Here is a 24,605-nt window from a genome sequence, read left to right as displayed (position 1 = left end):
GGGACACTCGCATTCATGTTCAAATTCCCAGCAGCATTGAGGACATACATGACAGTCTTCTTCACATTTGTGATGACATTTAGGGCATTTATGAGGAAACTCATGACAGCACTTCGGGCACTTATGAGAATGTTTTTCCTTACAATCCCAATCGGAATGTTTTTTCTCGCATTCCCATTCGGAATGATGTTTCTCACATTCACACTCAGAATGCTTTTTCTCGTTATCCCATGAGGAATGATCTTCCTCATAGTCCCACTTAGAATGCTTTTTCTCACAACCACAGTCTCTCTCTGACATTACTTCAAAACCTCCTTTCTTCCCTATTCATTACATAATATGTTTATCATTCACAAAATGTGCTTTTACTTAACTAATTGCCTAATAGGCTTTTTTTAATCTGTGCCGCCACTACTTCCAGCCGTTTGTGCGTATTCGCGCCGCCAATTTCCTTGGGCTTAAGGGTGAAGCGGTCGGGATGTTTTGCAACTGCAACGATCGGCTCGCCGTGAATATCCTTTGTAATCTGATTAATACTCTTCATTCCCAAATGATTAATATAAACAACTCTTGTTCCGGCTTTCAAGCGATTTTCAGCAGCTAGTGCCTGAACTGCCAGACGGGCTTTTTGGCCGCAGCATACAATCAGTTCGGTCACCGCTGCAAGTTCCGCCAATAGCCTGTTCAAATTATCAGGAGACAGAACCTCTTCATTTGTTGCTTCAGAGCGGCATGTCTTAGCGTCATATTCCACATTTGCCCAGGCATTGGTGATTGTAACCCTTTCCCTGGTAAAGTGATAATCCTTCATTTTCATTTCATTCAATACGACAAACAGTTTAGCAAGATTAATTCCCGTCATTTTTGCGGCAGGATAACCCGCCTTTTCTTCTTCTCGGCCGGGACATGAAAACACAAAAGCAACTTGGTTCTCGCTGCCCTGTTGAAAGTGTACTTGTTGTTGCATACGGCATACTCCTATGACATCAATATCGCTTACAGCGCGCTGTTGCGTATCTTAACTATTACGATACGCAACAGCGAAACTCCTTTGCTGCCGCGCTGAGTCAATAAGTATCAGAACCTATACGCAACTCCGATATCAAGATCATTTCTACCGCCTCCGTAGCCATTTTTCCAGTCAGACCCTTGAAACCCTACAGTAAACTCTTCCCCGATTTTACTTTCAATGTAGTAACTCTTAGTTTTATCACCAAAAGATAATCCGGCAGCACTTTCTCCTTCTTCCAGATTATTAACCTGCATAGCCCCGGCCGGCATAGTACCAGCAACAATAAGAAGTAATAGGCTTACTATTTCTTGAAAAAACTGCATGCTCACTAACAACTCCTTTTTGCTTTTGCCTTTACTCGGCAAATTCCCCGATCGGCCTGTTTAAGAAAATTCATAAACTGTTCCAGCTCATCACATTTAGGTAATTGCTGCCGCATTACAATCACTGCCTGTTCTAAGCCAAGTCCCGATAAATATAAAATTTTATAGGCTTTTTTTATTGTCTGCCGGGAATTTTCATCAATACCGGCACGAAGCATACCGATAAGATTTAGCCCGGCAGCATATGCGGGATTTCCGGCTGCCGTTATATAGGGAGGTACATCCTGGACAACTTTTGAGGCACCGCCGATCATCGATTTCCGGCCAATTTTGACAAATTGATGAACCCCTGTCAGACCGCCAATTATGGCTCCGCCTTCCACCTGGACATGTCCTGCAAGCATAACGGCATTGGATAAAACCACCTCATTGCCAACAACACAATTATGCGCTACATGGCTGTAAGCCAGAAGCAGACAATCAGAGCCAATACGAGTTTCTTCTCCTTCACCGGTGGCTCTGTTAATGGTAACAAATTCACGGATCTGGGTATGATCTCCAATCGTTACATAACTTTCTTCACCACAATACTTTTTATCTTGAGGATTTGAGCCGACTGAAGCATAAGGATAGATCTGGCAGCTTTCGCCAATTGCTGTCGATTGGCCAATAACCGCATGAGCACCAATAACCGTATTACTGCCGATAATTGTGTTGTCAGAAATGACTGCATAAGGTCCAACTTCTATATTTGACCCTAATTGGCAACGGGAAGAAATGACTGCAGTCTTATGTATTTTTAATCGTTTTGCTTTTGAAAAAAAGCTTTGCATTACCACCAAACACCTCTTTCTTTGATTGCACTTACAACCTGCAAGCTCTTATGCATACTTTTGTCTAATAAGCAGAAGAGGAAAACATAATATTCCACTGAGCCATTTTAGTCCGCTGCTCCTTTGATAACTTTGCACTAATAATCTGGAGCTTATTAATTCTGTTTAATTTTTTCCGTTTTTCTTCCCATGAGTTGGATTTCTTGGCAATTGTTTCCCAGATTTTTTTCTGAGTTTTTAATAATGAGATAACGACTAGTTTTTTCTGCGCATCAGTAAGCTCCAGCGACAGCATCATTGCTGTCGATTTGTATGATGCATCTTGTATTTCCTGTAATTGCTTTTCAAAATTCGGTTTCTGTTTTGTATCTAATACTTGCAAAATACGGTCACTGGTAGTTTTTCGCATGTCATTCATTTTGCTTGTATACTGCAAAAGAATAAAAAGATTATTAAAATCGTATATATCATTGCTTCCTTGCTTTTTTTGAATTTTTTTTACCTGGCTGTAGGATTCTGAAATAATTGTATCAATTTGTTTTCTTTGCTGTTCAGATACATCCAGGCTTATCCACAACGACTCTTCCGTGATATCCGTTGTAAAACTTGAGCACTGGCCAGTAGAAGCTCCCAGTAAATTCAGCAGCATTAACAGGCTTATTATTGAAATGCATTTCACAACGTTTTTCGACATTTTCTCTCCTTTCTAATACAAATTTGATTAAATTTGTATTTATTTGTATTTTTTTCACGACCTTAGACCTATTGTATAATTTGCATATTAATATCTCTTTTAAATTTTGAATTTTTAATTATTAAATTTCACTAATATTTCAGAGTTATTTAGAAGTCTTAATCATTCAATTTATTTGATAACCAGATAAAACTAAGTAAGAGCCAGACAGTTTTGTCTGGCTCTTACTTAGTTCTATCGATCCTATTCCTTCAATATTTCTACAAGTCCCTGGTCGCCATCTACCCGTATAAAGCTGCCATCACGTATGCGGACAGTTGCCTCATCGACACCTGCTACAGCAGGTATCCCATACTCACGGGCCACAACAGCACCATGAGTCATTAAACCGCCAACTTCCGTAACAATTGCGACTGCCGATTGAAACAGGGGAGTCCAGCCGGGATCGGTTTGCGGCGCGACCAGAATTTCCCCTTCATTAAGCAATGCATTTTCCGGTCTTAAAATGACCCGCGCAATTCCTTCAGCAATGCCGGCTGACACTGGGCTGCCAAGCAAGGTGCCTTCAGCAATATCGCCTCGTGCAGGCGAAACAATAATAATCTCTCCTTCACTGGTCATGACACGGGGCGGCTTTAAATTGCCGTTCCTCTCAAACTCCGTCTTTCGCTGATTAAGAACCTCGGCTGAAACTAAGCTGTTTTTACTCTCAGCCAGCTTAATCAGCTCTTCAAGACTCAGAAAATAAGCATCCTCTGCAGATGGCAGTTTACCTGCCTGCTCCAGCAACTTTGCTTCAGCCATAATAGCCGCCTTACACTCATCCAATACCATGATGATGTAATACTTATGATGCTCCCTGAGGCCGCCCATGTAGCGGAATACGGCAATCAGACGGCTGGCCAGCTTCAACCTTACCGGATGGGATTTTAGTTTTGTCAGAATGCGTACAGCAGCTGCATCCGCTTCCTTCTGGCCTTCAGAAAAACGCTGCCGGTGCTCACCGCTCTTTACACTTCGCATGTGACTGAATATAGCAGCTATGAGCAATGTTGGCTTTTCGCGCCAGCGCGGCTTTGTCAAATCAATTTCTCCGGGACAGCGCATACCGTATTTAGCGATAAATCGCTCAAACTCCTGTCGAAATACTTCTCCCCCCGGCACTTGAGAAAAGCCAGTATAGAAAGACTGATCTTTAGCCCTTTGCAGATATTCCTGTACTTCCGGCAGATCCCTCAGTGTATCAGCTAAATCCCCAAGCTGCAGCCCCATTTCGCTAGTAACATTGCCCGGCAAGGCTTTATTGAGGCTGGCAAGTTCCCGTGCATCTCCCAGCCAACGGATAAGCACTTTCTCCAGCACCTTACCGGCAATAATGCCGGGCACCACAAAAGGAATGATGTTGTGAAGAATATTATTCAGCGCACAGTCCAATTGCTGTTGAACAACCCGTAAGCGTTCCGCACCCTGTACACCGCTTATTGCTTGCCTCGTCTGTTCAAGTGTCTGCTCCATGTAGTTTTCAATTGCCGATTTGGCCAGTCGTGGATCTCCGGTACGCAAATGATGCCACGCCTTTTTTACAATAAAAGCTGCCGTCTTTGCTGCTGTCCCCGTAACTGCAGACTTCTGATTACCGTTAAAAAATCCCGGACGCCTAACCACCGCAGCTAGTGCCCGGCTCATTGCTTCATCTGCAACAGTTAACAGCTTTGGGAAAACTGTACGCACTATTTTGGACAGCATAAAATCAGTAATATCGATATAAATTCTGCTGCCTGCTTCTACAAATAGTTGAGCAGGAAACATCGTTCTGAGTACGGATAAGCCTAACGGCATCATGGCATCAGGCATCATTTGAACATGTCCAAATGACAGCAGTACTCTAAGTGGATGGAATGATAGCTGAGGCAGCGGATACAGCGTAGTAATCGGACGACTCTGGACAATAAAAAACTCTCCCCCGGATACACAAAACTCGATATCCTGAGGTACCTGATAATGGGCTTCGATCTTTTTTCCTAATGACGCAAGGGAAATAATCTGTTCATCAGTCAAGGCCTGCTGGTCCTGCGCACTTGACGGCAGTTCGCGGGTAACAGTACCACCATCCGGTAAAGAATAGATAGCTAGTTTTTTTTGTGAGATTTTCTTATCGAAGATCTGATTATTTTTCACCTTATATAAATCGGCAGATACCATTCCCGAAACCAGTGCCTCACCCAGGCCAAAGCCAGCGTCAATGGATACAACCATCCGGTTTCCATTAATCGGGTCTGCGGTAAACAAAATACCGGAAACTTCTGGACTTATCATTTGTTGAACTACAATCGACAGATACACCTGGTGATGGTCGAAGCCGTTTTTTGCCCTGTAGGCAATGGCGCGGTCAGTGAATAATGATGCCCAGCATTTTTTCACATGGACTAAAAGCTCATCCTGTCCTTTAATGTTTAAATATGTATCCTGCTGTCCGGCAAAAGAAGCATTCGGTAAATCTTCGGCAGTTGCACTTGAACGGACGGCATACGCGTTCTCACTTCCCTGCTTATTCAAAGCCTCTACGATTTCTTGCCTGATGGGTAAAGGCACGTCCATCTGGTGTAAATGTGTACGAATGCGCTCTCCCACTTGTCTTAGCTGTGTCAGCTCCTGGGGATCAGTACTTTTTAATTCCGTAAAAAATGATTCCATTTCCTGGCTTGTTGCTAGAAAATCCTTATAGGCATGAGTAGTAATGCAAAACCCACCAGGAACAGGAAACCCGGCCTTTATCAATTCGCCCAGATTGGCTCCCTTGCCGCCTACCTGAGACAGACTTGAGCGATCGACTTGTTCAAAAAAAAGTACATACGGTGCCGCCATTCATGCTTACACCTCACAAAGTAAGTTTATGATTTGCAAGTATTGTGCCCATCAAAGATTTAAACATGTGCGTTTAGCATAATCTGCCACCGCCATGCAAAAGCTAAGAGCGAAGACCGCATATCATTCCTACCTCAAAGGAGGTGTAGATTTGTCAATTGCACTGGTGGTCATTATTCGTTCTGTTATTTCTTTTTTTGCCCTGTTGCTGTTTGTACGTCTCATGGGAAAGCAGCAAGTTGCTCAGCTGACTTTTTTTGATTATGTTGTCGGTATTACCATCGGCTCTATTGCCTCAACCTTATCGGTACAAGTAAATGAAAACCTCCTGTCAACACTGGCAGGACTGGCAACCTGGGCATTACTGGCTATTTTACTGGCTATTATCAGCATGCATAGTAAGCGCTTCCGCACAATCGTAGACGGCAATGCAACCCTCGTAATTGCCAATGGAAAGATCCTTGAAGATAATTTAAAAAAAATACGCATTCCTATTGATCAGCTTTTGTCCGAACTGCGCACAAAAGGCATATTCAACATCACTGATGTTGAATATGCCTTATTCGAAGCGGGAGGAAAAATCAGCGTACAAAAAAATGCGCAGAATCAACCCCTCACACCGGAATCCTTAAACATTGCCGTTCAATACGAGGGATTGCCAGTCAACCTTGTAATGGATGGTGCTATACTCCCCAATGCCCTGCGCTCGCTCAGTATTAGCCAGGCCTGGCTGACACACCAGCTTGGGAAACGGAACATTCAGGATATCCGGGATATATCTCTAGCCCAATTGGATACTGCCGGAAACTTATACGTTGACCTAAAAGGAGATAAACCATGCTATACAATACCCACCAAAGATTGAAACGAGGTTTGCTGCTTGTACTGCTAATCAGCATGACACTGCTTGCCTGCTCATGCACACTGCTTACCAAGCCGCTTGATAACCGTACTGGGTTTTCCTCCCATTTAATGCAAGTAGAAACTAATATCAGAAACGAAGACTGGCAGCAAGCGAAAACCCATCTGGACGATTCCAAAAAAGCCTGGGAAAAGATGAAACCGCTTTTGCAAGTAGATATTGATCATGACTACATTAAGGATATAGAGGATGGTTTCGTCAGATTAGACGGCTATCTTGCAACTAAGGATAAATCGAATTCGCTAGTGGCAATCCTGCTAGTGAAAAACACCTGGGGAAATATCGGTTTCTTTTAAAAATCATCAAGCAAATCATTGTCACTGGCAAACCATTCAGCAAGCAAAACCTTTAAATCAAAAATATGTGCCTTCAATACACTGTCAGGCTGCCAGTCTTTGAGCACCAGTACTAGTGCGTCATCCTCCAGTGCCAGCAGTTTGATGAGATACTCGTCTACAAGCTCTTGCACTCTTTTTACTACAGCAGCCGTATACAGAGGATGGTACACTTGCAGTATTGCCATATTCAGCGAGTCGGACAACACTTCTCCCACCATCGAACAGGCAAGGTTGCCAGGCTGCTGAAAAGCCAGCCGAAAGAAACGTTCAACATGGGCGGAAACAATAGTAATTCCATGCATCTCGGTTAGCTCCGTACGAATTTCCTGCAGCTTTTGAAAGGCAATTCGCTCCTGTATCCGGTTATTATCACTAAGTTTGACATACTCTTTTTGCAGCTTAGCTATTTTACGCAATGTTAATTCTGAGGTCATTTTCACCGTTCCTTACCTTCTCATATCTTTGTGGGTATTCCTTAAAGGATCTGCTAAATCCTTTGTTAAGATAAACTAAAAGGACTTACCAAATAAACGGTAAGCCCTTATCTCTTCATCAAACCCAAAATGTCGTCCGTTTATATGTCCAAACCTGCTATCTCGCAGGGTGGGTATCGTAAGTGTGCTTTTGTCATCCATTCAAAGAAGGCCCGACAGCCACATACTATCAGATTCCCTAATTTATCATGTAGGTTGGACATATGAACTTATACGATCATTTCAGGCATTGTTGTTGCCAACAGTAGTAATCTTATCATAGTCAGCGCACCAAGGCAAAGTCATTTAAACACTACTATCAGGCAAGCAATGGGGTTTCAATTAGCCTATGCCGAACCTGCTTGCGTATGCTTCAGTTTGCGTCTGTACTCGCAGCAAGCTTCTTCCTCATTATTGTAGCTCGCTCCTTGCCTTCCTCACCACCATGCGTATAGCCGACAACATCAAAATGCTCGCTAAGGCGCATTGCCAGTTCTTCGTAATTATCCGCTTTCCCTCGCATACATGATGATAAATGTACCACATCTACGCCATTTTTAATCATCATCTCAATTTTACGGTCAAGATCACCGCCGGCATGTGAAAACGTAACTAGCTCTGCATGATCACCATATGCGGCAAAAGCATCCTTTCTCTGAAAAAACGCGTTCAGACAACCCTTGCCTGTACAGCGCTGCATCGTTTCTTCTCTCACTAAAATAGCAATTTTCATAAGTCACCTCTTATTGCTATTTTAGCATTAATCTTGATTAACATAAAGTTGAAAGTATAAGCGGCTGTTATCTTTACTGCGAGTAAAGTACAAAAACATAAAAGAAAACTTCGCAGATAAAAAACCTGCGAAGTTTTCTTTTACCTTTCTATCAGGCAGCAGCTACTTAAAAAGTCGTATAACAGATAATAGTACAACTGCCCCGACGGTAGCCATAATAATTTCAGCAATTGTTCCATAGGCACTAAGTCCGAGGAAACTAAATACATAGCCGCCGACAAACGAGCCAATAACGCCTACCACTAGATTGCCAATTAGACCGAATCCCCCACCTTTAGTGAGATTACCTGCTAGCCAACCGGCAATAATACCGATTATTAAAAACCAAAGCATCGTAGCCTTCCCCCTTTTGATACCCCGAAGCAGTTAACAACTGCTAGAGGTATCAGTGAACCTCCGTTACTTGAAATGAGCTGCAGCCTTCTCAATCGCCTCTTCCAGCTCATCCCATGCTTTTTCTGTTCCGGTTTTGATCTCATCCCAAGCCTGTTCACCAGACTCTTTCAGTTTTTCATATTTCGCTGCAAACTCTTCCCGTTTAGTCTCAAGATTATCTATTTGAGAAATATATTCATTTTTCATCTCTTCCTGTACTTCAGCAGCCTTTTTTTCAAGTTCTGCCAGCTTAGCGTCATATTCCATTAATTTTTCTTCCAGTTTTTTTATGTATACCTGTCTTTTTTCCATCATTCATTCCTCCTAAAATTACTTAGTTTTTTGAGAAACCCGTTCCCTGGCCGTTGAGAAAGTCCTAGATGCACGATCTCCATCTCAAGTGTTTGCTTTTGTGCAGCAAAGAGCTGTGGGCGCGGGGAATTCCGAGGAAGCGAGCGAAGACAGTACAACGCAGATGGGGCTTTATCGACGGCCTGCAAATTAATTTAAATCTTTGTCCTTAAAATAATGGATCCCTCTGACAGTTAAACTAGCTTCAAGGCCTTTATCTGTCAACTGATACATCCAGGTATCAGGTCCTACGGAGACAGCTCCCTCCAGGGAATCACCATTTACACTGTCAGTAGCAGCAATAGTAGCCTGTCCACCCAATTCCCAGCCGCTATCGGCAAAATCAGCAAGTGCCTTTTCTGTCTTAAAAACAAAAAGAACTTTATATTTTTTTACTCCCAGCCCTAAGCCAATTTGCACAGCCCCGGTTTTCATAAAGCTCTCCTGCCCGGTGCTGTTATTCACCGCCATTCCTTTGCCACCTCCGCCTCCTAAGAAGCCCAGCTTAACATCAGTAATAGAAAATGCAGCATAGCCTGCGGCATTGGCAACAACATCTCTTGCCTTAGGCTGGACATTGTAAATTTCATTCAAGGTTTCATTTGTCGTGTTGCGGATAGCCTGACGTTTCTCTTCTACGGAAGCTGCACTAACCACTGCCGCCATCATGCTCATCATTAGCAGCAATATGACAAAGGTTTTCATAAACACTTTCAAGCGCATAAGGTTTACCTCCCCTTTTTAACTCTACAACCAGCTCTTCATCCCTCCTTACCATTTTAGGAGATGAATAAAAGGATGATAGTGTGTAATTGTCAGTAATTTGCAACAACTTATAGTTAAATTATAGGGTAACTTCCATTTTTCGTCAACGATATATTTTATCAAAGAATAAATATTATCATTGAAATTATAACATAAAACTCCTGCCAATTCCTTTTTACATGGCAGGAGCTTATGTTACGCCTTAAGTGGTAACGCAAAAGCCTCATGATCTTGGGCAATGTGTATCTTACCATATGCAAAATCTGAAATTGCAGCTTCAGTCGTTGCTGTTTCCTCATCTTTATGAATGCAGCTGATAATCTGATACCCTTCAGGGGTTAAGTTATACCAATTATGCCGGCCTGCTTCATAGGAATCGACTAGATGGCGTGCTTTCAAACTGCGAAGAATATTGCTCATTTGCTGCCTGTTATCTTTTGCCAGCTTCTTAAGTATTTCAGTCGGTGTAATCCGCGGCTGCTCAGCGATACAGGCTAATACCGATTTCTCCAGACCAGTTAAATTCATAATCGTTAAGTCCAGCTGACATAACACAATTAACTCCTCAATAAGTACAAGCAGCCCCCGTGCCATGCCAATATTATAGTCTTTAGCCCATTCTCCAGCCGGTGTCCTGACACAGGCTGCATACTGCCGGATATCCCAGTTAGACCGTTCTTTATTAAACGGACTGTGGAGAGATTGCGCAAGAATATGAATAATTCCAAACAGGGCTTCCTGTGCCTCCGGGCTGTCACAGCAGTTCATCCACTGCCGTAAATATTCTTCCAGCTTAGCTTCATTGCAGGGCTTAGCAATGCCGATTGCATAACACAGCCATGCATACATGCCTGCATAATACATAGCAATATTAGCAATTTCCTGTCCCTCAATACTTTGCTCCAGCGGAAGGCCAATATCATCAAGTGCTTCAACCAATTGCTTTTTATTGAACAAATTCCGGCTTGCGCAAACTACTTCTTTCGTGAGCGAAAATAGTAGTTTGCCGGCACCAGGGTCAACTTCATAATTCCTTTGCCACTCAGAAAAAGTCAAAGCTTTCACCTCCACTGTAGTATATGTTCCGTTATCGCGATCGTTCACTAATTGTTCACTTTTTATTCACCACGGTCTGCTCGTGTTTGACCGTACAGCATTTCTTCCAGCGTATAGATCCGCGCTGTCTCATGTGTCTTAAACAGTTTCTTTATCAAGGGAAAATGCGCAAGTCCACGTAAATTCTCATCACCAATCTTCGCTGAACCAGGATTATTGCATAGAAATACTACCGCTCCGCACCCCTCGCTCAGTTCCTGCATCTTCCGGATAAACTTACCTCCGGCCGGATTTGGAGTCATAGAAATAACAAAAACAACATCAACCTGCCTATCAATTAAGATTTCATCAATACTGAAATTAATGAGATCCACACAGATCAAAAATGCGATTCTCCCCAATAAAGTATCAAACAACACAATGTCTCTTTTATCATATGCATTCCGCTCTGTTCCGCTCTTCTCAACAAATATCGGCAGCTCAGCCTGGTTTTTATCACTTTTATGAATGATAAAACGGTTCATTTTATACAAATCGTAGATCGTACTGCCCTCTTGATTCACGACTTGAGCATAATTATAAATTCGTTCCCTATTCTGGGGATGTAAACTGATATCGCCCTCACGCACGTGAAAAGATCCGGTTATAGCAAAAATAAGATTCTTCTTCTTTTGCTGCTTAATGGTATCGATCATATATCTTTGAGAATCAATAGGCGTCGACAGCTCAGGAGCCATAATAAAATTCAGCTCGGCTTTAGCCAGTGTGGTCTGAAATTTTTCAGTGTATTCTTGGCGCTTGCGGCTTCGTATATTTGTGAAGGAAAAAATATAATTTCCGTCATCACTGTCTTTCACGGATAAAATATAATCCTTTAACAGAGAAAAATTGTGAGAGAAAAAACAGAAACTAAGATTTCCCACATAATTATCAATATCAGCCCAGCGCTTTGATAAACCGATATATTTATGCGTTACATTATAATAAGGGTACTCTTCCCGAACCAGAAAAAAGTAGACCTTTTTTCTAAGCAATATATAATTAGGATCAACTATCGCTTCAAAGCGCTCTAAATAGGCTTTTATAGAGGAGTCCACCCGATAAAGCAGCGGCCCCCTTATTGTAGGAATCGGTGCCAGGTTTCTCCCAAAATAAGAATCATGATGCTGCAGTTTTCTAAGCTCTTTCATCGTATTACTTAAATAGAAGAGCCAGTTCACTGCCACCAGCAAAATATCATCGGCAGTCTGGCAATTGGCAACCGTCTTTCTGAATAACTTCATGATAAGTTGAAGATAATCTGTAGAATTTACTGAGTACGCCGCCAGCGCCTCTTCCGGTAGATGATGGAACAATAAGCCGTCTGCTTTCTCTTTAATCTGTTCATCGCTAAATTCATTGCAAATTGTTTCATAATCAGCATAATTGCGGTTATCAAGATGGAAGTATAAATTGGCATAAAAATCAAAAATTGAAGTAAAATGAAGCTCCTCACTACAGTCACATTCCCGCACACATGCCTGTAATTGCACGATACGGATCTTATTGCAATTTTTACATAAGAAGGATTTTTTAAGCTGTGCCAATTCACTATTGCCCACGACTACTCCTCCGGCAGTTTTTATACCTATATGTAGTGGGCCCTAGAGATTATGCGTTAAAAAATCGTGAAGCTTTACTATGTACCGTTAACTTTAACAAAATCTTTACACTTTGTTAAAGTTAGCGGCACTTCCTTATGCTACACTGAGCTTAAAGTCGGCTGCGAAAGTGAGGATGGTTAGATGCTTACTAAGGTTAGCGCTGGACTGATGATGTATCGCTGGAATAAGGGAAACCCGGAAGTCTTACTCGCTCATCCTGGCGGGCCTCTATTCAGCAGCAAGGATCACGGCTGCTGGAGTATCCCCAAAGGTCATGTAGAGCGCAATGAAACGATTCCAGCTGCTGCCCTGCGGGAATTCACTGAGGAAACAGGACTTAGTTTCGCTGGACAAAAATTGCTTCCTTTAGGAAAAACCACCGAGCGAAGCGGTAAGCGAATCTATATTTGGGCCTTTTGTGGTAATTGCGATACTGCACTACCGGTTAACAGTAACCTTTTTGAAATGGAATGGCCGCCAAATTCAGGTCATTTCTGCTCATTTCCAGAAGTAGACCGCTTGGGTTTCTTTACACCTTCTGCTGCCAGAAATAAAATCGAATTTGCCCAGCTGGCATTTATCGACCGGTTAGAACATGCACTATACATTGGCAGCCGGTATAGGAAAGCCAATACTATTTAGATATGCTCCAAACAGCATATCTTTTTTTATGGAGGAATTTCATGCGCGTACTTATCGTAGATGACTCGGATTTTTCACGAAATACGTTAAAACACTACTTAGCAGAAATAAAAGACATTGAAATTGCTGAAGCATCAAATGGGATTGAAGCGCTGGAAAAGCATCGCACCTTTCAACCGGAAGTCATTTTTATGGATATCACCATGCCTGATCTGGATGGATTAGGAACTCTTAAAATCTTCTCACTAACAGATAAGCAAGTAAAAATCATTATGGTTTCAGCGTTAGGAAACCAACAGTACATTTGTGATGAAGTCCTAAAACATGGGGCTTTTACCGTACTGGCAAAGCCATTGAAAAGAGATGTCGCTCTTACAACATTAGCAGAAGCGCGATCCTCAATCAGGTAGGTGAAAGAATGGAAACATCATTATTTGAGTTAAAGCCAGGCATGATAGTCAGTCAGACGATCTGCGATTCAAAGGGACTCATTCTTATTGCCCGGGGAATTGTACTCACTGAATCTTATATAAAGCGATTGCGCAATTTCAGGATTCAAAGCCTGATGATTCAGGTAGAGGCAAATACACCTTCTCTCCCTGCAAATTCACCGGCTGTACAACATACCATCCATACACTTACCACATTATGTAAAAGCTTAGAAGCAGAGAAAAAAATCGATCTTCAGGCAAATGTTTTTAAAATTGAGCAGATTATGTATGCAATTTTAGAAAGACCGTTCATTCAGTCCTTTCTTGAAATCGATCCGCAAAATACCTATCTCTTGCTTCACAGCTTGCGGACTACCATCATTGCGCTTAATATGGGACTCTACCATGGCTATGATTATCTTAACCTGGAATACTTAGGCATGTGTGCTTTGCTTCATGATTGCGGTATGGGACAGGAATTTCAAGAGGAAAATGCAGAACATACCTTGTTGGGTTTTGATAAGCTGCGACAAAACCTGGACATTGATATGATCATTTCCTTAGTATGCTTACAGCATCACGAATGCTTTGACGGCAGCGGACCACTGGGGTTCCGCAGATTGCAGATTACCGAGTTTGCCCGCCTGATTACTGTTGCTGACCACTACGACAGACTAATGATGAAAAATAACAGTCCACGGCAGGCACTGATTAAAATAGCCGGCAGCAGCGGATCACGCTTTGATCCTTATATGGTAAAGCTATTTGAAGCGACTTTTGAAAAATCTTGAGCTTATCTGACATAAAACAAAAAAGCCGCACTAGCGGCTTTTTTTGTGTTTCTATTCTCTCGTCAAAACTAACTCAATTGTACCAAAACCAATATCAACTGTTACCGACCAGGAAGGGCTCTGTACCGTGGCACTCTCTCTTGCAATCATTTGAGGATGAAGCTCACAGTCCAGCCCCAGATGGCAAAGATTAATACAAAAGAGTCCATTTGTTACATTCAAAAATTCACCGACACTATCAAGAGCAAGCTCATCTATTTCAAGCAGCTGTTCACAGCTATATCGCTTGGCTATTTCCAGTAATACACTATCATCAATTAAAAGACAACTGTGCAAATCAATATCACCAGTCATACTTTGTGAGACCGCCCAGCGTTCCTCGCTTTTTTCTTCTGAACTTGCAACGAGCAAAGGACATGCATCTAGGAAACGGACAATAGCCCGCAAAAAAAGAGCCATATAATCACAATACAAAACTGCGTTATCATCCTCTCTCGGAAAGGAAAGGTAATGAGAAATCCATTCTTTAATCAAGATTAAATCAGCAGGTTGCTCCAGCTCCGCAGCCTGCTTGTACTCTGCTAAAACATCTTCTAGTGCTTCTAAGGACAGAAAGCCTTTATCAACCAAGGCCTGACCAAACCTAAAATTGTCATTTTCCTGATTAGCTAGTACATTGCTCAGCTGTTCATGCGACAGATAGCCTTCAATTAAGGCAATTTCGCCAAACCGCTTATCAATCCTATGCTGCAGCTTATGAATTTTTTTTACCTGCTCTGCCGTCAAATAGCCCATATTAATCGCTGTTACTCCTAATTTAGGCTGCGCCGTCCGCCTGCTTTCCAGCGCCTCCTGCACTTGGGCCGGTGTAAGCAGACCTTTGTTTAATATGTATTGAGCAAAAAACTGACTTACCATTTAGCGCGCTTCCCGTCCGAAGTCATGTACCGCTTTCGCCAGTTGACTGCTGTCATAAGGTTTCTGAATAAAATCAATGGCTCCCAGCTTTAACGCCTCTAGCAAATTAGCAGCCGTTCCGGTTGAAGAGAGCATAATGACCCTGGCCTTGTCATCGATTTCTTTAATTTCTTTAAGCGCAGTTAAACCGCCCGCCTCTGGCATAACAATATCCATGAACACGCCATCGGGACGGAAAGTGGAGTAGGCTTCCACTACTTCCTTTCCATCCTTTGCCTCGATAACCTGGCAACCTAGCAATTCCAACTCCCCTCGTAACTTCTTGCGCAATAATAGAGAATCATCACTAATCAAAATTGTTAACGGTCTGCTCAAAAAAATCCTCCCCTAACCTTTTATATTGCCGAATTGTACAATACAGGGATTTTGATCATACCAATTTGTGCGAGATTTTCGATAAGGCAAGCTAAAACATGTGTATCCAGTTGGTTTGCCATTTGAAAAACCATGATTTCAATTGCTTCCTGGGGCGAAATTCCTTTATGGTAATAGCGATTACTAATAAGCGCATCATAGATATCAGCAACAGCAATAATTCGGGCCAGCATCGTAATCTCATTACCTTGCAGCCGATATGGATAACCGGAACCATCTAATTTTTCATGATGCTCCAGTACTGCTTTAAGTACAACAGTGGATACAAACTCTGTCTGCGCCAGTAACTGATAGCTCCAGACTGTATGATTTTTAGCTATTTTGAATTCATCTGCGTTTAGTCTCCCGGACTTACTAAGCATTTCAAAATTAATTTTGGTCTTGCCGATATCATGAACCAAGCCGGCCAGCGTTAAATTCCAAATATCCCCGTCACCATAACCTAGCCAGCGCCCAAGATAGCCGGCAATAAACGCTACATCTAGGGCATGTCTGTACAAATAATCGCTTGCTGCAGCCTGAGTATGCAATTGTTCAAATGAATCCAACTGCGATAATCTTGGGTAAATTTTCTTATCAACCAAATGAATCAAAGTATCCATAGGTACTGCACCATGATAGCGTGTAAGCATAAAGATTCGCTTTAATTCTGTTTCGATTTTCATATGCAGCTCAGCTGCATGCTGTACCATTTTTTTCATTTCCGGTTTGTCAGTCATACCGAGTGTAACAACCGAAATAATTTTTTCTATTTCCGCAAAATCAAATTCAATTGCTTCCTCAGCGACCTCAGCACCTTCTACTTTCCAGTCATTTAAGCGAGCTAGGAGGCAGTCATTGACTATCGTTCCCTGACCAAAAACCATTTTGCCATCAGGACTTACCAATACTTGCTCAAGAGTCATGCCTGATTTAATTTCTGATAGACTTAAATAACTCAAAAGGCTCCCTCCTTTGTACAACTAAGTCCAATCAACAACATTCCTTATATGTAATTTATACCATACAAAAGGACGCCTACTATTATTTTTATGTTAACATTTTGTTAAATAAAAAAAGCCGCAAGCTGCGGCCTAATCAGAGGATTCTTCTTTCCGTACTTTTTTTTTAGAATACCGTTCAACTGATCCTAACCCTTCTTTCTCCCACCACTGCTCATAATATTGGTCGCCCGTCCCTTCTGCCTTGGGATTAGTCTCAGTTTTATGATAGCCATGACTCCCAAACAGCAGGCGGCTAAGAATGACTAAACCAGCTCCCTGCCAATAGGTTATTTCCTTCCAGCCCCAGATATCTGGCAACAAAGCATTCCACAGAAGCATGACAAAAAAACCAAAACCCAGTCCAAAAAAGACTGACAAAATGAGTCCAAGAGAAATTTGAATGAGAATCCGTCTTGTCTTTGTTACGCAAAAATTACATTGGCCGTGCATATTCCCTCACACCTTTATTGCAATTATTCATCTTTCAGCAGCTTACGCAGCGCCTTTGTTGCCCGGCTTTTCCGCGACAGCAGCGTCCCTATCGGCTCTGACCATTTGAGTGATAGTTCTTTAAACGTATAGCCTTCCAGTTCGGTAGCCACCCAGACTGCTCGCTGCTTTGGCTCCAGGCATAGCAGTGCACTTTTCAGCCGTAGTAAGAACTCTTTTTCCTCAAAAAGATTCTCTACATCAAGTGCAGCCTCTATCAGCTTCGCGCCTCTGGGCAGCTCCGTATTCTGTTCCGAAGCATCCAGTGATAAAGGTGTCTGCGGCTGGCGGAAATAATCCCAGATCTTATTTTTTACCGACTGATAGAGATAGGCAGCCAAGTTTTCCACATGCTTATCGGCAGCTACCCGGTTATAGACATTAAACAATACATCGGCAACAATATCTTCCGCATCCATGTCCGAGATACCGGTGAGCTTCATACGGACATAACGAATTAGATTTTGCCGTTCCTTCTTAATGACGGTAATAAATTCATTCTGTTGGTTGTGCACAAAAAAAACATTCCTCTATTGAATTTCAACTCTACCAAATAGAACAGGCCAGCCTACAGCTCATTAGCTATAGGCAGCGCAGCACTCAGTACTCCCTGTATAGTAAGACGAGATTCTGCTGACTTTATTGCATATCCTAATAAGTTTTTACTCGTATAATCCTATATTGCAGGAGTACGTATAGATATCATCGCGCTTAACAAAGCCCATGTGCTTCCAAAAATCCATTCCCTGAACATTGTTCTCTAACACAAACAAGTGGCATTTTGCAATACCTTCATCGTTAAGCTTTTTTAGGCAGCAGCCAATCAGCTGGCTGCCTATTTGCTTACGCCGATGCTCGTGCTGCACAGCCAGGTGATAAATAAAGCCGCGACGGCCATCGTGTCCGCATAAAACAGTCCCGACAAGCTCACCGTCCCATTCGGCAATAAAGCTCATACCTTCGTTTCTCACCAGAAAAGCTTCTATTTTTTCTTTTGAATCAGCATCACTTAAGCCTAACCCGGGCGTTTTTTGCCATAGTCCGGCTGCTGCCTCATAATCGGTTAACACCATCTCCCGAATCTGGACCATCTTATCAGCTCCTCCGCTTCACCTTTTGCTTACCGGGGACTACTCCTGATACACAAGCCTGCCACCGGCTATTGTCCATAGTACTCTTGTCTGCGGTATCTCTTCAGGATAGACGGCCAATACATCCTGAGAAACCATAATCAAATCCGCCAGCATTCCAGGATTAAGTCTGCCTTTTATGTGTTCGCTGAATTCGGCATAGGCACTGCCGCCTGTATAAGCCCGCAGGCATTCACTAATTTGCAGCTTTTGCCCGGGCACCCAGCCATTAGGATGCAAGCCATCTTGTGTCTGCCTGGTAACTGCTGTATAAATCCCCATAAAAGGATTCAGCGGTACAACAGGCCAGTCGGTCCCGAACGAAACTGCAACTCCGGCATCCAACAGAGACCGAAAGGCATAGGTTGTCTGGCAGCGTTTGTCACCTAGCCGCTTCCCGGCCCAGCAGCCATCTTCATAGACATGGGCAGGCTGTACGGACGCCAGCACACCTAGCCGCGCCATGCGCCCAATGTCCTCCGGCAGCAGATGCTGCGCGTGCTCAATGCGAAATCTTCGATCCCGTACCCCATTTTCCTGAATTACAGCCGCAAAAATATCCAACAGCAGCTGATTGGCCTTATCGCCGATAGCATGCACGGAAACAGGCAGACCTGCTTTGTCTGCGGCCAAAATCCGCTCAAACATAATGCCTTCGGGATACATTTGATCGGCCAGTAAGCCCGAATGGAGCGGCATATCCGTAAAAGGCTCACACATGAGTGCCGTGCCGGACCCCAGCGAGCCGTCAACAAAACCCTTTACGCCTCCTGCGCGCAGCCAGATGTCATTTCCGAATCCCTCTTCCAGCAGCTTGACTTGCTTTTCCCATTCGGTAATCTGAGTGCGGGCAGTAATTCTTACCGTAAGTTTGTCTTGATTCCGGAAGCGTACGAACGCTTCCCAGTCCTGCCAGTCCCGCCATGCCGTAATATCCTGGACAGAGGTTATCCCCAGCCGGCCTGCATGCTCCATCGCGGCAAGCAGCGCCATATCATATTGCTGCTTCGAAGGAGCAGGGATACACTGCTCTACAAGCTTCATCGCTGTATCCTTCAAAATCCCGGTAGGTTCGCCCGTGTCCGGATCAACTTCAATAACCCCGCCCATGGGACTGACAGTATTCCGGTCAATTCCAGCCAGCCGGAGTGCCGCGTTGTTAGCAAAAGCAATATGCAGATCGCTGCGTGTCAGATAAACGGGAATATTGGGTGTAACCCCATCGATCCATTCTTTCGCAGGCATCACAGGCTGCTGCCATTGGTCATTGTTCCAGCCGCCCCCGGTAATCCAGCTGCCCTTGGGAACCTGTCCCGCCCTGCAGGCGATAGCATGAACAAATTCATCCCTGCTTTTGCAGCCGCGCAGCTCCAGTGACAATAAACGAAAGCCGCCCAGCATAAAGTGCGTGTGATTATCATTAAACCCCGGTAATACCAAATGACCGGCAGCATCGAGCACTTGCGTATCGGGCCCCCGGAAAGCATCCACTTCTCCCTTAGAGCCGACAGCTAGAATCAGCTCCCCTTTTATCGCTATCGCCTCCGCATATGGCTTAACAGGATTCCCCGTCCAAATACGGGCATTGATGACTAGTAAATCCGCAGCTAACATCCCTAACCCCTGCCTTCCTCTGAGCATCCGCTCACTAAAACTATACACAACTTCGCTTAACAAAGATGTAATTCCTACCGGGCAAAGTATAAAACAAATGGTACTCGTCACTGAGGTCAGGTACGTTTTGATCCCCGTTCCCACGGCCCTTCTGGAAAAATGCGGTCCGCAGGATGGAAAATGGTCAGCTTACGTTAAAAAATTCGTACTGTTTGAGCGTTAGCGAGTTTACGAATTTTAGTAAGCTGACTATTTTCCAAGCATTTTGGAAGACAGGCCTAGAATTTTTGCTACTTTTGTTTCGATGACAAAAGTAGAAAGCCGGGCTTTTTCCACTCATCGTTTTGCTTGTACACACAATAAAAGGAGGGCCGCATTCGCTCGCCCCCCCATGTAGACAAATAGCATTCAAGTCACGTGATTACTGCAGCCTCGCTTAGCACTGCGGCCTGAAATCGATAGCATTGCCGCTCCCAGGTAAGCTACTTCTCCCCGCCAAACGGCCAGGAAAATATCCCGCCCTCCAGCACTTTTACATTCTTAAAATTCAGGCCTTCCAATATCCCTTCCGCTTCATAGCCGCGTAAGCTGATTTTACAAAAGGCCACAATCTCGTCATCACGATTTAGCTCCTGATAACGGCTGCGCAGTTCACCTAAGGGAATATGCTTCACATTCCCGCAATTCTCCAATTGCTCTTCTTTAAATTCGGCTGGAGTGCGCACATCAAGAAATACTGTCTTATTATCCCGCAGCATCTCTTGCGCCTCTAGAGGCGGCAGCCCTTTCAGCTTTCCCTCCAGCTTATTGAGCAGGGAATTAGCAGTAACTGCAATATTATCTATAGGCGAATTATAGGGAGGCGCATAAGATAAATCAATATCGGTTATATCTTCAACCGTTCCGCCTAGCGTTAACACTGCCGCCGCAACATCAATGCGCTTGGCAATCTCGCCCTGTCCAACCGCCTGCATGCCTAGCAGCCTGTGGGTCTTCACTTCGGCGATGAGCTTAATGGTGATAAGCTTGGCATCCTCCATATAGTGAGGCTTATCATGACCGGCAGTGATAACGGTTACATACTCATAGCCCAGCGCTTTTGCTTCGCGCTCCGTAAGACCTGTCTTGCCGACATTCAGCTCTGCAAGCTTAACGATTACCGTGTTTAATACTCCCTTAAATTGGCGCTTCATGCCAAACAGGTTCTCTCCGATAATCCGCCCATGACGGTTGGCCAGCGATCCCATAGGAACGAACACCTTTTGTCCTGAAACAATATTTGTATTTTCAATGCAGTCACCACCGGCATAAATATCAGGATCACTAGTCCGAAGAGTCGCATCCACGGCAATTGCACCAGTCATCCCCAGCTCTATTCCGGCTCGTTTCGCTAGTTCAACATTTGGGCGGACACCTACCGCCAGTATTACCAGATCTGCAGAAACGGTCCGCTTATTTGTCTTCACTGCGGTCACTGCCGTTTCACCTTCAAAGCCGATGACTTTCTCATCAACAAGCAGCGATATCCCCTGGCCCCGTAAATACTTTTCTGCGTTTTGTGCAATCTCTGCATCTAAAAAGGCCGGGAAAATATGTTCCTGCTGTTCAATTACAGAAATCTTGACACCCCAGATCGTCAGCGCTGCCGCTACTTCCAAGCCGATCAAGCCTGCCCCGATGATCACAACCTCATTGAACCTTCCCTGCTCCAGCCCCTGACGAATTACCCTGGCATCCTGGGGATGCCAGAACTGCACAATATTAGCAAGGCTGTAACCCGGCAGTTCGGGCTGTATTGGGCTTGCTCCCGTCGCAATGACCAGCTTATCGTAAGGCAAAACTGCTTCTTCACCGGTATCTGTATTGGTTACAAAAACAATCTTTTTCTCCCGGTCAATTCTGGTAGCCAGCGTCTTAGGCAATACCCGGATATCCTTGACGCGCTGAAAAAAGTCGGGATTGCGGAGCGCTCCTGCTGGTGTTTTCATTAAATCGTTAATATCATCCACCTGGGCTTCTACATAATAAGGCAGCCCGCAAGCGCCATAGGATATGAGAGTTCCTTTTTCTACAACCGTAATTTCAGCATGCGGATCACATCTCCTGGCCTTAGCTGCTGCCTTGAGGCCTGCTGCAACCCCGCCGATTATGACGATTTTCATAATAACCTCCTTAGAATTCGTCTTCCCAGGATATAAAGGGCTGTGGTATATCCGTCATTGCATTTACCATTAGCTCCACTAGGCCGCCATAAATGATATTGTATTTGTCCTTGAAGCCAAAATGGCCAAGCAGGGCATCACGGGCTGAACCTTTACAATTCGAACATGGCGCACAATAGTATTTGGGTATGGACGGGTCTAACACATCCTGAAAAGCCTCCAGCACCTGCCGCGCTTTCATTCTGGACCCCACATTATTGCGCCATTCGGGGAAATTCTGCGAATTCATAATTGCAAATCCGCTGCCGCCGCCGCAGCAGTAGTTATTCGTACCGGCATTCGGCATTTCCCTAAACATGCCCGGTGCCATGATTGCGTTTAAAATATTGCGCTGCGGTGACAGTATCCCCATGAGTCGTACCATGTTGCACGGGTCATGAAGTGTCACCGGGAAATTATTTTTAGCCGGATCAAACTTGATGGCACCGCTTGTTACAATTTGCTCCAGCAGCGGCAGACAGGGTTCACGGGGTATAGCCAGATCCTTGACCAGCAGCCGGTCTGCTATCGTAATCAAGGCTTTTGTCGCATGACCGCATTCTCCAACCACAATCTTTTTGACATTCAATTTTTGGGCAGCCTGGACCTGGGCCAAGGCGATGCGCGAAAACTGGACATCATCATACCAGACTCCGTAATTGACTCCCTCGTACCCCATAGCATCACTGGAAAGCGTCCAGTTGAGGCCGGCTGCTTCAAATAAAATAGCAAACGCTGCCGGATTCTCCGGCCAGGCCATGTATTCACCGGCATTATGAATCAACATAATGTCCGCACCCTTTTTATCAATAGGAATGGTCAGACGGCGGCCGGTTTTTTCTTCAATAATATCCTCAATGAACTCAATATTATCTTTAAAGGCCAAGGGAGTCATGCCTGTTGACGAGCCTGTTTTCATGTGCCGGATGGTTCCGGACTTGTGAACAGGTTCGGGAGCAATCCCCATCTCCTGGCTGAACACTTTGCGCAGTTCACGGGAAATCAATGCATTATCAACACCAATGGGACATACCGAGGCGCAGCGGCGGCAGATACTGCAGCGATACGCTAATTCCGCAAGGCGGTATACAACCCGCCAATTCAGCTCAAGATCAGCTCCCGCCCATTTGCCCAGCAACTTACCGCTAAGGCTAAAGTACCGGCGGATAATGCGCCTCAGCACTTCCGGACGGAAATTAGGCCGGTAAATATCCTGCCTCCCGCTCTCCAGATACATCGGACAGGCCTCATTACAGGTATTGCACTGCATACAATATTCGTTGCTTAAAGTTGTTGGCAGCAGGAAACCCCAATTATTTTCTTTTTGAAACAGTTTTTCAAGTCCGGTCAGAAAACGGTTAACGATCTCTGCTTCTTCCTCTTTTGTTTTCGGAATAGGCAGATTCAGTGCCGAAAAACCATCTAACGAAAAATCATATTTCTCTTTTAACTCGGGCTTTATTTCTTTAAACCGGAACGCCTCATCCTCACCAGGCAAAACTGGTATATTACCTGCTTCAAGGGGAGCAAGCACATCACAGGCTTTGCCAAATTCGCGTATTGGTATTGTCTTTTTCATTTTTGCTCACCTTCCTGCGGCAATCCGCCGCCTGCCTGTTCGCCCCAAGAGCCGCCCTTACGGATGTGCGGAGCAGACCAGGTAGGACGGTAGTCCAAATAAGCGGCAATATCATTTTCCATTTGCCTGTTGCCCTTCATCATTTCATCATCCCACATAATATTGTGATAAAAAAAGTACTTGCCCACAAAATGCATCATTCTGCTGAATGGCAAATAAATCAGAAACAGGCAGAACAACAAAACGGATGCGGCCGACAGCGGCGAGGGAATAGCTGACGGGTTCAGCAGCAGTACTCCGCTGACATGCTGTCTGATGATGGCAAAAGACGAATCAGCCAGTCCCCAGGCGGCCAATCCTGTCCCGAACAAACAAATCAGCAACGCTAAATTCAAAAAGCTTACATAGTCCGAGATAAACCGCAAATCGGCATCAAAAGTTCTCAGCCAAAGCAGGACCAAGCTGCCGTACAGACCGGCAACGAAACTGCCAATACCGGTAAACAAGGTTAGATAATAAAGCAGCATTACCGGCGTTGCAGCAGTCGAAGCGACCTGGATACCATTGAGTTCTAACATTGCTCCCACCGTGAGCAGAACAAGCCAGCTCACGCCCAGATACAGCCCCATATGAAGCGGAAAACTTCCTTTCCACACCTTGGGATTATGAATAAATGCTCTTTTAATGAACAGCATTTCCTGACTCATTTCTTTTAGCTCGTGATACAACGATATGTGCGGCTTTAACTCTCCAAAATCTACTTTTTGATACTTTGATCCCTCCGGCCCCTGATGGGGAACAGGATACAAATCCCAGCGCAAGTGGCGGGGCATTCTGAGAAACCGCAAAACAGTAGTAATTGTCTTAAAGCAAAATAAAGCAAGCGCAAAATAAAGCAAAGGACCTCCAATAAACCAGCTAATCACACACTTTCACCTCCACCCTATAA

27 protein-coding genes are annotated in these 24,605 nt (G+C 44.2%); 5 read left to right on the top strand and 22 right to left on the bottom strand.

What is annotated here, in order from left to right; genetic code table 11:
* Positions 1-373: 373 nt before the first annotated feature.
* From RTR76_RS15430 to RTR76_RS15410, 5 genes are all read right to left on the bottom strand, one after another.
* The gene (locus tag RTR76_RS15430; RefSeq protein WP_312522187.1) at positions 374-967 is read right to left on the bottom strand and encodes a hypothetical protein; all 594 of its coding nucleotides are present in this window, start codon (positions 965-967) and stop codon (positions 374-376) included.
* A 110-nt stretch (positions 968-1,077) separates the two neighbouring features.
* The gene (locus RTR76_RS15425) at positions 1,078-1,335 is read right to left on the bottom strand and encodes a hypothetical protein (RefSeq protein WP_312522185.1); all 258 of its coding nucleotides are present in this window, start codon (positions 1,333-1,335) and stop codon (positions 1,078-1,080) included.
* Positions 1,336-1,340: 5 nt separating this feature from the next.
* On the bottom strand, positions 1,341-2,168 hold the full coding sequence (gene lpxA / locus RTR76_RS15420) for an acyl-ACP--UDP-N-acetylglucosamine O-acyltransferase (RefSeq protein WP_312522184.1): 828 nt from the start codon (positions 2,166-2,168) through the stop codon (positions 1,341-1,343).
* Positions 2,169-2,232: 64 nt separating this feature from the next.
* Positions 2,233-2,862, bottom strand: a complete 630-nt coding sequence (locus RTR76_RS15415; RefSeq protein WP_312522183.1) for a hypothetical protein — start codon at positions 2,860-2,862, stop codon at positions 2,233-2,235.
* A gap of 243 nt (positions 2,863-3,105) precedes the next feature.
* A complete protein-coding gene (locus RTR76_RS15410; RefSeq protein ID WP_312522181.1) occupies positions 3,106-5,727 on the bottom strand; it encodes a phosphoenolpyruvate synthase in 2,622 nt (873 codons plus the stop codon).
* Between the two features lie 151 nt (positions 5,728-5,878).
* On the opposite strand from RTR76_RS15410, the gene RTR76_RS15405 reads away from it, so the two are divergent.
* A complete protein-coding gene (locus RTR76_RS15405; RefSeq protein ID WP_312522180.1) occupies positions 5,879-6,592 on the top strand; it encodes a DUF421 domain-containing protein in 714 nt (237 codons plus the stop codon).
* Positions 6,565-6,945 (top strand): DUF4363 family protein, encoded by a 381-nt coding sequence (locus RTR76_RS15400; protein WP_312522178.1) that lies wholly within the window; start codon positions 6,565-6,567, stop codon positions 6,943-6,945. Before RTR76_RS15405 ends, RTR76_RS15400 begins: the two co-directional genes overlap by 28 nt.
* On the opposite strand, the gene RTR76_RS15395 is transcribed toward RTR76_RS15400, so the two are convergent.
* The 7 genes from RTR76_RS15395 to RTR76_RS15365 all read right to left on the bottom strand — a co-directional run bounded on the left by RTR76_RS15395 (position 6,942) and on the right by RTR76_RS15365 (position 12,401).
* Positions 6,942-7,427, bottom strand: a complete 486-nt coding sequence (locus RTR76_RS15395) for a hypothetical protein (RefSeq protein ID WP_312522177.1) — start codon at positions 7,425-7,427, stop codon at positions 6,942-6,944. The genes RTR76_RS15400 and RTR76_RS15395 overlap by 4 nt on opposite strands.
* A 406-nt stretch (positions 7,428-7,833) precedes the next feature.
* Positions 7,834-8,193 (bottom strand): CGGC domain-containing protein, encoded by a 360-nt coding sequence (locus RTR76_RS15390; RefSeq protein WP_312522176.1) that lies wholly within the window; start codon positions 8,191-8,193, stop codon positions 7,834-7,836.
* Between the two features lie 162 nt (positions 8,194-8,355).
* Positions 8,356-8,586, bottom strand: coding sequence for a GlsB/YeaQ/YmgE family stress response membrane protein (locus RTR76_RS15385; RefSeq protein ID WP_312522174.1), 231 nt, complete (start codon positions 8,584-8,586; stop codon positions 8,356-8,358).
* Positions 8,587-8,652: 66 nt separating this feature from the next.
* A complete protein-coding gene (locus RTR76_RS15380) occupies positions 8,653-8,943 on the bottom strand; it encodes a hypothetical protein (RefSeq protein WP_312522172.1) in 291 nt (96 codons plus the stop codon).
* Positions 8,944-9,129: 186 nt separating this feature from the next.
* Positions 9,130-9,702, bottom strand: a complete 573-nt coding sequence (locus RTR76_RS15375) for a YSC84-related protein (RefSeq protein ID WP_312522170.1) — start codon at positions 9,700-9,702, stop codon at positions 9,130-9,132.
* Between the two features lie 237 nt (positions 9,703-9,939).
* Positions 9,940-10,848: a MarR family winged helix-turn-helix transcriptional regulator gene (locus tag RTR76_RS15370; RefSeq protein WP_312522168.1), complete on the bottom strand. Its 909-nt coding sequence runs from the start codon at positions 10,846-10,848 to the stop codon at positions 9,940-9,942.
* 14 nt (positions 10,849-10,862) lie between these two features.
* On the bottom strand, positions 10,863-12,401 hold the full coding sequence (locus tag RTR76_RS15365) for a hypothetical protein (RefSeq protein WP_312522166.1): 1,539 nt from the start codon (positions 12,399-12,401) through the stop codon (positions 10,863-10,865).
* A 183-nt stretch (positions 12,402-12,584) separates the two neighbouring features.
* Here RTR76_RS15365 and RTR76_RS15360 point away from each other — a divergent pair, with 183 nt between their 5' ends.
* The 3 genes from RTR76_RS15360 to RTR76_RS15350 are packed head-to-tail and all read left to right on the top strand — an operon-like array spanning position 12,585 to position 14,307.
* A complete protein-coding gene (locus tag RTR76_RS15360; RefSeq protein WP_312522164.1) occupies positions 12,585-13,085 on the top strand; it encodes an NUDIX domain-containing protein in 501 nt (166 codons plus the stop codon).
* Positions 13,086-13,126: 41 nt separating this feature from the next.
* A complete protein-coding gene (locus RTR76_RS15355) occupies positions 13,127-13,495 on the top strand; it encodes a response regulator (RefSeq protein ID WP_312522162.1) in 369 nt (122 codons plus the stop codon).
* Positions 13,496-13,503: 8 nt separating this feature from the next.
* The gene (locus RTR76_RS15350; protein WP_312522160.1) at positions 13,504-14,307 is read left to right on the top strand and encodes an HD domain-containing protein; all 804 of its coding nucleotides are present in this window, start codon (positions 13,504-13,506) and stop codon (positions 14,305-14,307) included.
* Positions 14,308-14,358: 51 nt separating this feature from the next.
* Here RTR76_RS15350 and RTR76_RS15345 read toward each other — a convergent pair whose 3' ends face one another.
* From RTR76_RS15345 to RTR76_RS15300, 10 genes are all read right to left on the bottom strand, one after another.
* A complete protein-coding gene (locus RTR76_RS15345) occupies positions 14,359-15,225 on the bottom strand; it encodes a chemotaxis protein CheX (RefSeq protein ID WP_312522158.1) in 867 nt (288 codons plus the stop codon).
* A complete protein-coding gene (locus RTR76_RS15340) occupies positions 15,226-15,600 on the bottom strand; it encodes a response regulator (RefSeq protein WP_312522156.1) in 375 nt (124 codons plus the stop codon). It lies immediately after the preceding gene.
* Between the two features lie 20 nt (positions 15,601-15,620).
* Positions 15,621-16,601 (bottom strand): HD-GYP domain-containing protein, encoded by a 981-nt coding sequence (locus tag RTR76_RS15335; RefSeq protein ID WP_312522154.1) that lies wholly within the window; start codon positions 16,599-16,601, stop codon positions 15,621-15,623.
* A gap of 132 nt (positions 16,602-16,733) precedes the next feature.
* Positions 16,734-17,093: a hypothetical protein gene (locus RTR76_RS15330; protein ID WP_312522152.1), complete on the bottom strand. Its 360-nt coding sequence runs from the start codon at positions 17,091-17,093 to the stop codon at positions 16,734-16,736.
* 23 nt (positions 17,094-17,116) lie between these two features.
* Positions 17,117-17,647, bottom strand: a complete 531-nt coding sequence (locus RTR76_RS15325; RefSeq protein ID WP_312522151.1) for an RNA polymerase sigma factor — start codon at positions 17,645-17,647, stop codon at positions 17,117-17,119.
* A gap of 147 nt (positions 17,648-17,794) precedes the next feature.
* Positions 17,795-18,223 carry a GNAT family N-acetyltransferase gene (locus tag RTR76_RS15320; RefSeq protein ID WP_312522149.1) on the bottom strand — a complete coding sequence of 143 codons (429 nt, stop codon included), beginning with the start codon at positions 18,221-18,223 and terminating at the stop codon, positions 17,795-17,797.
* A 39-nt stretch (positions 18,224-18,262) separates the two neighbouring features.
* Positions 18,263-19,939, bottom strand: a complete 1,677-nt coding sequence (locus RTR76_RS15315; protein ID WP_312522147.1) for an amidohydrolase — start codon at positions 19,937-19,939, stop codon at positions 18,263-18,265.
* 419 nt (positions 19,940-20,358) lie between these two features.
* Entirely contained in the window at positions 20,359-22,038 is a 1,680-nt protein-coding gene (locus tag RTR76_RS15310; protein WP_312522145.1) for an FAD-dependent oxidoreductase, read from the bottom strand.
* Between the two features lie 10 nt (positions 22,039-22,048).
* Complete coding sequence (locus tag RTR76_RS15305) at positions 22,049-23,656, bottom strand: (Fe-S)-binding protein (protein ID WP_312522144.1); 1,608 nt, start codon at positions 23,654-23,656, stop codon at positions 22,049-22,051.
* Positions 23,653-24,582: a hypothetical protein gene (locus RTR76_RS15300; protein WP_312522143.1), complete on the bottom strand. Its 930-nt coding sequence runs from the start codon at positions 24,580-24,582 to the stop codon at positions 23,653-23,655. Before RTR76_RS15300 ends, RTR76_RS15305 begins: the two co-directional genes overlap by 4 nt.
* Positions 24,583-24,605: the final 23 nt, after the last annotated feature.

The sequence above is a fragment of the Anaerospora sp. genome, from assembly GCF_032013335.1.
Classification (GTDB): domain Bacteria; phylum Bacillota; class Negativicutes; order Sporomusales; family DSM-15969; genus Anaerospora.
Note: the sequence above shows the minus strand (reverse complement) of the source record. Positions and strands in the feature narration are given on the sequence as shown.

Bases quoted from the DNA above. Each gene is read 5' to 3' on its own strand.
- RTR76_RS15385 (WP_312522174.1), bottom strand. From the start codon at position 8,586: ATGCTTTGGTTTTTAATAATCGGTATTATTGCCGGTTGGCTAGCAGGT.
- RTR76_RS15355 (WP_312522162.1), top strand. From the start codon at position 13,127: ATGCGCGTACTTATCGTAGATGACTCGGATTTTTCACGAAATACGTTA.
- RTR76_RS15310 (WP_312522145.1), bottom strand. From the start codon at position 22,038: ATGAAAATCGTCATAATCGGCGGGGTTGCAGCAGGCCTCAAGGCAGCA.
- RTR76_RS15415 (WP_312522183.1), bottom strand. From the start codon at position 2,862: ATGTCGAAAAACGTTGTGAAATGCATTTCAATAATAAGCCTGTTAATG.
- RTR76_RS15380 (WP_312522172.1), bottom strand. From the start codon at position 8,943: ATGATGGAAAAAAGACAGGTATACATAAAAAAACTGGAAGAAAAATTA.
- RTR76_RS15430 (WP_312522187.1), bottom strand. From the start codon at position 967: ATGCAACAACAAGTACACTTTCAACAGGGCAGCGAGAACCAAGTTGCT.
- RTR76_RS15410 (WP_312522181.1), bottom strand. From the start codon at position 5,727: ATGGCGGCACCGTATGTACTTTTTTTTGAACAAGTCGATCGCTCAAGT.
- RTR76_RS15345 (WP_312522158.1), bottom strand. From the start codon at position 15,225: ATGGTAAGTCAGTTTTTTGCTCAATACATATTAAACAAAGGTCTGCTT.
- lpxA (WP_312522184.1), bottom strand. From the start codon at position 2,168: ATGCAAAGCTTTTTTTCAAAAGCAAAACGATTAAAAATACATAAGACT.
- RTR76_RS15320 (WP_312522149.1), bottom strand. From the start codon at position 18,223: ATGGTCCAGATTCGGGAGATGGTGTTAACCGATTATGAGGCAGCAGCC.
- RTR76_RS15375 (WP_312522170.1), bottom strand. From the start codon at position 9,702: ATGCGCTTGAAAGTGTTTATGAAAACCTTTGTCATATTGCTGCTAATG.
- RTR76_RS15400 (WP_312522178.1), top strand. From the start codon at position 6,565: ATGCTATACAATACCCACCAAAGATTGAAACGAGGTTTGCTGCTTGTA.
- RTR76_RS15390 (WP_312522176.1), bottom strand. From the start codon at position 8,193: ATGAAAATTGCTATTTTAGTGAGAGAAGAAACGATGCAGCGCTGTACA.
- RTR76_RS15305 (WP_312522144.1), bottom strand. From the start codon at position 23,656: ATGAAAAAGACAATACCAATACGCGAATTTGGCAAAGCCTGTGATGTG.
- RTR76_RS15360 (WP_312522164.1), top strand. From the start codon at position 12,585: ATGCTTACTAAGGTTAGCGCTGGACTGATGATGTATCGCTGGAATAAG.
- RTR76_RS15425 (WP_312522185.1), bottom strand. From the start codon at position 1,335: ATGCAGTTTTTTCAAGAAATAGTAAGCCTATTACTTCTTATTGTTGCT.
- RTR76_RS15350 (WP_312522160.1), top strand. From the start codon at position 13,504: ATGGAAACATCATTATTTGAGTTAAAGCCAGGCATGATAGTCAGTCAG.
- RTR76_RS15330 (WP_312522152.1), bottom strand. From the start codon at position 17,093: ATGCACGGCCAATGTAATTTTTGCGTAACAAAGACAAGACGGATTCTC.